This window comes from Ruegeria sp. AB5, assembly GCF_056542645.1.
This window is the reverse complement of the sequence record NZ_JBQGAE010000036.1, coordinates 1-6,333: the sequence shown is the minus strand read 5'-3', so window position 1 is coordinate 6,333 and position 6,333 is coordinate 1. Positions and strand designations below refer to the sequence as shown.

The 6,333-nt window shown below is 54.7% G+C and carries 9 protein-coding genes and 1 pseudogene; 8 read left to right on the top strand and 2 right to left on the bottom strand.

Annotation, left to right across the window (positions count from 1 at the left end):
* Nucleotides 1-318: 318 nt before the first annotated feature.
* Entirely contained in the window at nt 319-900 is a 582-nt protein-coding gene (locus ACR0L4_RS23260; RefSeq protein WP_480515568.1) for a TetR/AcrR family transcriptional regulator, read from the bottom strand.
* A gap of 124 nt (nt 901-1,024) precedes the next feature.
* Here ACR0L4_RS23260 and ACR0L4_RS23255 point away from each other — a divergent pair, with 124 nt between their 5' ends.
* From ACR0L4_RS23255 to ACR0L4_RS23220, 8 genes and pseudogenes are all read left to right on the top strand, one after another.
* Complete coding sequence (locus tag ACR0L4_RS23255) at nt 1,025-1,615, top strand: YceI family protein (protein ID WP_480515567.1); 591 nt, start codon at nt 1,025-1,027, stop codon at nt 1,613-1,615.
* Between the two features lie 65 nt (nt 1,616-1,680).
* Nucleotides 1,681-2,220 (top strand): luciferase domain-containing protein, encoded by a 540-nt coding sequence (locus ACR0L4_RS23250; RefSeq protein WP_480515565.1) that lies wholly within the window; start codon nt 1,681-1,683, stop codon nt 2,218-2,220.
* 209 nt (nt 2,221-2,429) lie between these two features.
* The gene (locus ACR0L4_RS23245) at nt 2,430-2,765 is read left to right on the top strand and encodes a hypothetical protein (RefSeq protein WP_480515563.1); all 336 of its coding nucleotides are present in this window, start codon (nt 2,430-2,432) and stop codon (nt 2,763-2,765) included.
* 58 nt (nt 2,766-2,823) lie between these two features.
* Complete coding sequence (locus ACR0L4_RS23240) at nt 2,824-3,291, top strand: DUF411 domain-containing protein (protein ID WP_480515561.1); 468 nt, start codon at nt 2,824-2,826, stop codon at nt 3,289-3,291.
* A complete protein-coding gene (locus ACR0L4_RS23235) occupies nt 3,291-3,755 on the top strand; it encodes a c-type cytochrome (RefSeq protein ID WP_480515559.1) in 465 nt (154 codons plus the stop codon). Before ACR0L4_RS23240 ends, ACR0L4_RS23235 begins: the two co-directional genes overlap by 1 nt.
* A 12-nt stretch (nt 3,756-3,767) precedes the next feature.
* Nucleotides 3,768-4,112: a copper resistance CopC family protein gene (locus tag ACR0L4_RS23230; protein ID WP_480515557.1), complete on the top strand. Its 345-nt coding sequence runs from the start codon at nt 3,768-3,770 to the stop codon at nt 4,110-4,112.
* Nucleotides 4,109-4,585: a hypothetical protein gene (locus ACR0L4_RS23225; protein WP_480515555.1), complete on the top strand. Its 477-nt coding sequence runs from the start codon at nt 4,109-4,111 to the stop codon at nt 4,583-4,585. Before ACR0L4_RS23230 ends, ACR0L4_RS23225 begins: the two co-directional genes overlap by 4 nt.
* A gap of 138 nt (nt 4,586-4,723) precedes the next feature.
* Nucleotides 4,724-4,987 (top strand): annotated as a pseudogene (locus tag ACR0L4_RS23220) (CopD family protein); the annotation flags it as partial.
* 162 nt (nt 4,988-5,149) lie between these two features.
* Here the strand turns inward: ACR0L4_RS23220 and ACR0L4_RS23215 are convergent.
* The gene (locus ACR0L4_RS23215) at nt 5,150-5,794 is read right to left on the bottom strand and encodes a hypothetical protein (protein ID WP_480515553.1); all 645 of its coding nucleotides are present in this window, start codon (nt 5,792-5,794) and stop codon (nt 5,150-5,152) included.
* Between the last annotated feature and the right edge of the window lie 539 nt (nt 5,795-6,333).

Here is a 6,333-nt window from a genome sequence, read left to right as displayed (position 1 = left end):
GGATATCTTGGCAACGTAAGTCCAGCTGACTTCGAAGATCGGTCAGCCGGGTCCTTTCAAACCGTCCACTGAAACGGGGCAAGACGAGGAGGCGGCCAATCTTACTTGCTGCTGAGAACGGCAACACCGAGTCCAAAGGAGTTCATGTTGCAATGGGAATGAGCACAAGCGACAAATCAGAGCGCAGACATCAACGTTGAGAGGAGCGGTACGTTTTGACCATGTGACATGCTGGTGTCACGCAGCGACCGTAGCTCGACCGCCACCTTGGAAGTCGATTAGTTTCTTGGTCGCTGTGATTGCAAAGTCAGGCGATGGTCACTGTCCCGAATTGGTTTTCGCGATACTGCAAAGTAGATCAACATGTCGATCCAACCAATCCTCGTCCAGTGCCTCGTGACGTATGAGTTTGCGGAAATAAGGTGCAGCGACTGCCAGCTCTATCAGTTGGTCAACCGGTACATCCGCGGCTATCTCACCGCGATCTATTGCGGCTGCAAATACTGCTTCAACACTTGCGAACCTGTCTTTCATGAACTCCGTGATCACCAACCGCGCTTCTGCATCTGTGGACGCAGCAGCCACAACCTGAGGTGCGATTTGGCCCCATGGTGTGTCATTCAAGGCTCCCATCAGAACACCGAGTAACCAGCGTAGGTCAGATCGCAGCGGGCCATCGGTTTTGGGTGGTATGTTCGGCGGTGTTGCGATGCGCCTGAACGCTGCATCACGCAGACAACGCGCATCTGGCCAGTGCCTGTAAAGTGTGCTGCGCGAAATGCCCGTTGCCTTCGAAACTGCGCCATGAGTCACGTGCAGTACGCCCTCATCCCTCAGTATCCTTTGCGCTGCATCAAGCGCGGCCTGCCGTGTGGCGATCAGCCTAGGATCTTCTTTCAATCGCCTCTCCTGTAGAACATTTTGTTGCGCTATAGAACACTTTGTTCTATAAGTATGGCCAGCTAGAAACTATAGCTCAATACTCGATTTCGCGAGCACGTCTTGTCAAAATAGGAGCGTATCAATGTTCAAAGTGGCAGCAACCCCGCTGGCGGTACTCTTAACGATGGGCGCGACAACCGCATTGTCCGAGAGTGGCACCTACGAGCTGGATCCTGGACACAGCCAGGTATTGTTCAGCTACGACCACATCGGTTTCTCAGAAACGTATGGAATGTTCTCAGGTTTTAGCGGCGAGATAGAGTTCAACGAAGATGATCCGTCTGCGTCATCTGTCACAGTGTCTATGCCTGTAAAATCCATGATCACGGGCTGGGACGCCCGTCTGCAACACTTCATGTCTGGCGATTTCTTCGGAGCGAGCGACGGTGACGTGGTCACATTCGCCTCAACCAGCATTGAAGTGACCGGGGACAATACCGCGAATATATCTGGCGACCTGACCATGAATGGCATCACCAAACCTGTTGTTCTGGGAACAACGCTTAACAAGTCAGCGCCATACCCTTTTGGCGAAAAAGAGGGCACGCCGACCTTGGGTCTGGCTGCAACGGCGACTATCGTGCGGTCTGAATTCGGACTTGGGGCATTTGCGCCAGCGGTGAGCGACGAAATAGAGCTCTTGATCAATATCGAAGCGTTAAAGGCTGAATGATGTGTGCAAGGGCGTCGATACTGCGCCGAGCACTCAATCTTTACTTTTGCCGGGCTGACAACAAAATGAATGTGTTCCTGAGACTACTGGCGGTTGCCACGGCAGCGGTGACTTTGACGTGCCCGTTGGTATTCGCGCAAGAGCGCTCCTTGCCGGAGCGCACCTCGCCCCGTCCCGAAACGACAAGCGGCGTACCGCATACTCAGATTGGTGTCGAAATTAATGCCGATTTGGCCCAGCTATTGCTGGAGCGAGTTGCGCAATTCCCAGGGGTCACACTTGGCCCAACACGCATATCATTACCTGGCGCGATTGGCTTTCAGCTTGATCCTGACATGTTGTTGTCTCAACCGAACTCTATCGTCGGTGGGTTTGAGTTTGCGCATATGCATCCTGATGGCAGCTTGCACGCTTCGCTGCACCCCGCAATGGCCCGACGGGCAATTGAGGCTGGCTGGGCCGTAGGACACCCTTGGGCCAATCAACGTCCCGGATGGAGTGGCTTTGTCATGATCTATACTCCGACCACGCCAGAAGAGTTGGATGTCGTCATCGATCTGGTCGAAAGTTCGTACACCTTCATCACCAGCAACACCTTGGGCTAAACGCCTACCTGCTGACCTTGCCGTTGCTGACTAATACGCAGGTCAGTCAAAATTCAGTTTTACCGGACTTTCAGGTGATCCATGTTCCACTGTTCCGGACGGACATGATCCAGAGATGTGGCGCACCCATAATGGGTGCAACTAGGATCGTTTGCGTCGACCCGTCCTCGTAACTTGTCAAAACCACGTGCCCCCAGTAGGTATTTGGTATGTTTCGCCTGGTCCTGTCGATACTTCTAGTTGTCGCATTCTCTGGCGCAACCGCAGCGTCGGTGAAGCATGGCTTGACCCATGGATCGGATCATTCTGGTCATCATGCTCAAATGGCGGGCGACGATCCGTTGGCTGACGTCGAGAAAGCTGCTGCGGATTGTTGCGACACCACTAGCGGCATGGGTTCAACATCCTGTTTTGGTGATCTTGTCGCCACGGCGGGGATTTCGCCAATTGCTCCATTGGTGATCTCAGTGGGTGGTGTGACGTACGCTGGAGCCGATCTTTCGGGCCTCTCACTGGGTGTTCCCACCGGTCCTCCGAAAGCCTGAATGGCAACGGGCGCTCGCCCGCATTCCGTTCAATTTTCACATCAAAGGACCGACATACATGATCACACGTCGTCACTTCACCACACTGTCTGCAACTGCTCTCATCGCGACCGCTCTTCCCGTCCGTGCAGGCACCCCAATGCGCGTGCTCAGTTCACCAGGTTGCGGATGTTGTCACGCATGGGCCGACTTGGCTCGCGCGCGTGGCTACGCCGTCACCGTTGAGGAACTGACAGACTCCGAGGCACAGAAATCAGCGCGGAGCATCCCGATGAACCTCGCTTCCTGTCACACTGTAGAAGCCGATGGCTATGTCTTTGAAGGCCATGTGCCGTTCGAAGCACTGGAAGCCGTTTTGAGGGATCGGCCTGGCATCACAGGGCTTGCTGTTCCTAGCATGCCAATGGGCTCACCTGGTATGGGCGACGATCCGTCCGCCCGTTACGACGTCATTGCATTTGGGGGAGAGGCTGGGGCCGGTACGGTATACTACCGCGCGGGCACCGCGCAACCGTTCGATACCTGATGCTAGGGCGCACAACACTCTTGGTCACCGGTGGGCTTGCGCTCACCGGTTTCGCCGTAGCTTTCGTTCTGGCCCAGCCCTCTAACGCCGTCGGTCTATTTGCGCCGGATGACGCCGAACTGGTCGCCACTGGCCAAGATATCTATGCGGACCAATGTGCTGCCTGCTACGGAGCACGCCTGGAAAGACAGCCAAACTGGCAGATACGCGGCGAGGATGGTTTGCTACCGGCACCGCCGCACGACGCCACAGGGCATACGTGGCACCACGATGATGAAACGCTTTTCGCCCCGACCAAATTTGGCCTGGCCGGACTGATAGAGAATGCGCCCGTAACTGGTATGCCGGTCTATGAAGGCGTGCTCAGCGATGACGAAATCATTGCGGTGCTGTCCTTTATTAAATCAACCTGGCCTGATGACATTCATAAGTATCACGACGAACTGAATACCCAATCCGAATAGAGGAAAACCTAGATGATCAAGCAAACTCTTCTCGGTTTGGCCGTAGCAACGGTTCCAATGCTTGCGGCTGCGCATTCAAAGTCCGAAGAAACGACACCGGCTGACGGCGCGACTGTCACGGACGCGCCGGAGATTTCCATGCGGTTCGATGATCCGATGCGCATCATCTCGGTCACGCTGACCTCACCCGATGGCGACGTCGAAATTGAACGCGAAACGGGTTTGGACCCCGCTATGGAGTTCCGGGCTATGCCTTTGGAGGAGCTTGCACCCGGAAGCTATCGCTTCGACTGGCGAGGTATGGCTTCAGACGGTCATCCGATACAGGGCAGCTTCTCTTTCACGGTCGCTGAGTGATCGGTCTGGCACCCATTGACGGTGTTGTTGTCTTGGCCATTTTGGCGAAGGCACTTGGCTACGGCTCGGCGCTGCTGGCGATGGGTAGCGTCCTGTTCACCGTCCTCTTTGCCACGCGCGCCGAAGTGTCTGTTTTGCGCCTTGCAAGGCACCTCGCGGTCGGTGCAGCGATTGCAGGTCTTGCCGTGCTTGCTCTACGTTTCGGCATCAGAGCGGCGCGGATATCCGGAATGGGCTTTGAGGGCGCGACGGACCCAATGATGCTTGGTTTTGTTTGGAACAGTCCGCTTGGCACCGCCGCGATTTGGCGAGGAGTAGGTGAACTCGCTATATTGGCAATCTTGCTCCCCCGCGTAGGGCACTGGATCGCTTTGGCGGGCAGCCTTGCCGTAGCGATGTCCTTCGCCCAGGTGGGACACTCGCTCGGAGCGCCCAGGGCGGTTCTCGCAGTCTTACTGGTTCTGCATCTGTAGGCTGCCGCGTTTTGGGTTGGCGCTCTCCTGCCTTTGCGCAAAGCGGCGCTCACTCCAACCGGGGCCGATCTACTGCACCACTTTGGCAATGTCGCTGCTTACGGAGTTGCCGTTCTGATTTAAGTAGGCGCGGCACTCGCATGGCTGCTTTCGGGCTCAGTGGCCGCCTTGTTCGGAACGGCCTATGGATTGGTACTTTTGGTCAAGGTCGTGATCGTTTCTGCCCTACTTGGCATAGCGGCATTGAATGGGCTGAGACTTGTTCCGGCTCTTATGGCTGAGCAGCGTGGCGCGACAATTGTTCTCCGACGGTCGATTTCGATGGAGAGGTTGGCTGTTGTCCTGATCCTGCTTGCAACGGCGACCCTAACCAGTGTGACGACACCTCCCATCAATCTTTGACGGCGTCAGGCTCAAAGCCTGAACTGCAAAACTTTGTTACGAATGTCCGCATAGGGCTGCGACCCGCCAACCATGTAAACCGCAGAGAACGGCAATATTGAGCCCAAAGTGCTGAATGCTGTGATTAAAAAGAACGTCAGCTTTCAGATTCGCCTTTTTTTGTCACTGCTCGTTTCGCCAAACCATCATTGCGAAGTGCTTCCCATCACCCAGATAGTTCGGCAAGGCTATTTCATGTTCAAAACCCGCTTGGAAGGCGATGCCGAGAGGCCGTAGTCCCGACCGTTCCAACGAACCCTTGTCGTCAATTGTCGACCTTTGAAACTCGGTCGTCCCCGACCGTTCGCGGAATCCAGAAAAGCGTGTAGGGAAAGCTACGCCTTGTAATTTTAGCCTCACAGTCAATTCTTGCAGGGACACAAGGAGCGGACCTATTTCCTTCGATACGTGAGCATGTCCAGGACCTGCTGTATATGCAAGGCGACTTACATATAGCCACGCTCCATTTTTGTCGTGATTTAAAGCCGCTCCATCACCTGTCACATCCGACCAAGCAATTGGCTCTTGTATTGGCTTGCCAGATGTTCGGATCGCGCATGCAAAACTGATGATTTGGTCTTCTTCCTCGCTCACAAACATTGCTTGTGGGAAAGTTCCAAAATAAGTCTCTAGCGTTTCTCGACTGTGATTTGGATGGCAGAAAGCTAAGCTTCTCTTGCCTAAAGAATTGTGCCTCGGCCTTTTAGGCAGTCGCAACATCGGCTCAAGGTCAACCAATTTTGCCCTTCGAGCTGCTTTGTACTTCAACGGCGTCAATCTCCACTGCTTTTGATGATGCTAGTCTTAGCTAACCGATTTACGGCGTTCTTGAAAACAGACCTTGGCGCAGATGCAGCAAAAGTCAGCAAAGTCCGCGACCTGATCCTTGCCTGACGAAACTTCGCTGCGCTCGGCACGAACAGCCGCTCTTTACGCCGCATTTCCGCAAGAAACGGGTCGCGGTGTCGGGGTCACGTAAGCTAATCCGTTGGGTGATAGTTAGTGACGGAACCAGAAGACATGACAAACCACCCCATGCCAGCAATGGATTTTACAGCCAGCGTCATGCTGCTTCTTGCTTCTGCTTGCTGCTGTTTGGGGCGGGTCCTTCTTCTTTGGCGAGGTTGCACTGACCGAATGGATGTGTCGCAAACTTTTAGAACGGCAAAGGCCAGCGATATGCTAGACGCAGTTATCCTGCGATCTCGGCAAATAGCCGAAAGCCCGACGTGGTAGTGCTGGGGAATTGCTGCTTGCGGATCATGTTGGCGACCTCGATGCCGTCCAAAGTAGCCGAAGCGGATTTG

Coding starts and splice junctions, on each gene's coding strand:
- ACR0L4_RS23255 (WP_480515567.1), top strand. CDS start 1,025: ATGTTCAAAGTGGCAGCAACCCCGCTGGCGGTACTCTTAACGATGGGC.
- ACR0L4_RS23250 (WP_480515565.1), top strand. CDS start 1,681: ATGAATGTGTTCCTGAGACTACTGGCGGTTGCCACGGCAGCGGTGACT.
- ACR0L4_RS23245 (WP_480515563.1), top strand. CDS start 2,430: ATGTTTCGCCTGGTCCTGTCGATACTTCTAGTTGTCGCATTCTCTGGC.
- ACR0L4_RS23240 (WP_480515561.1), top strand. CDS start 2,824: ATGATCACACGTCGTCACTTCACCACACTGTCTGCAACTGCTCTCATC.
- ACR0L4_RS23235 (WP_480515559.1), top strand. CDS start 3,291: ATGCTAGGGCGCACAACACTCTTGGTCACCGGTGGGCTTGCGCTCACC.
- ACR0L4_RS23230 (WP_480515557.1), top strand. CDS start 3,768: ATGATCAAGCAAACTCTTCTCGGTTTGGCCGTAGCAACGGTTCCAATG.